Below are 572 nucleotides of genomic sequence, written 5' to 3'. Positions count from 1 at the left end.
GACCGCGTGATGTTCGGCAGCGATTGGCCGGTATGTTTGTTAGCGGCTAGTTACGAGGAAGTTGTCGAGGTATTGACCCATTCGTTACCAGAAACATGGACGCAGCACGACAATGAGCGTCTATTTGGACTAAACGCAAAGGGGTTTTATAAGCTATGAAATATCGTAAATTAGGTAAAACAGGGCTAGACGTCTCTGTCTTGAGTTTAGGTGCTTCCTCTCTTGGCTCTGTTTTCCGTGAAACCAACGAGGAAGAAAGCATACGGACCGTCCATACGGCTGTTGATCTTGGTATTAATCTAATCGATGTGTCCCCGTATTATGGATTAACCAAAGCGGAAACTGTACTAGGGAAAGCCATCGCACAGCTGGATAGAGAACGCTTTATTTTGACAACAAAAGCTGGACGGTACGGCGATGATGAGTTCGATTTTTCAAAGGAACGGATCATTAGAAGTGTAGATGAAAGCTTGAAGCGGCTCCAAACGGATTATATTGATATTTTATATTTGCATGATATTGAATTCGCGGCTTTCGATGAGGTGGCTGAAGGAGGTTTCGCAGCTCTAGAT

2 protein-coding genes are annotated in these 572 nt (G+C 44.4%); both read left to right on the top strand.

Translation table 11 applies throughout. The features are described from left to right. The first annotated feature begins 9 nt into the window (after window positions 1-9). Window positions 10-159, top strand: coding sequence for an amidohydrolase family protein (locus tag AC1DUA_RS40140; RefSeq protein ID WP_477504949.1), 150 nt, complete (start codon window positions 10-12; stop codon window positions 157-159). Continuing rightward, window positions 156-572, top strand: a 417-nt coding sequence (locus AC1DUA_RS40135) for an aldo/keto reductase (protein WP_477504948.1), incomplete at its 3' end; no start/stop codon positions are given. The genes AC1DUA_RS40140 and AC1DUA_RS40135, both read left to right, overlap by 4 nt.

Source organism: Paenibacillus sp. 01T422, from assembly GCF_056398785.1.
The sequence above is the reverse complement of the archived record's forward strand: the minus strand, read 5'-3'. Positions and strand labels throughout refer to the sequence as shown.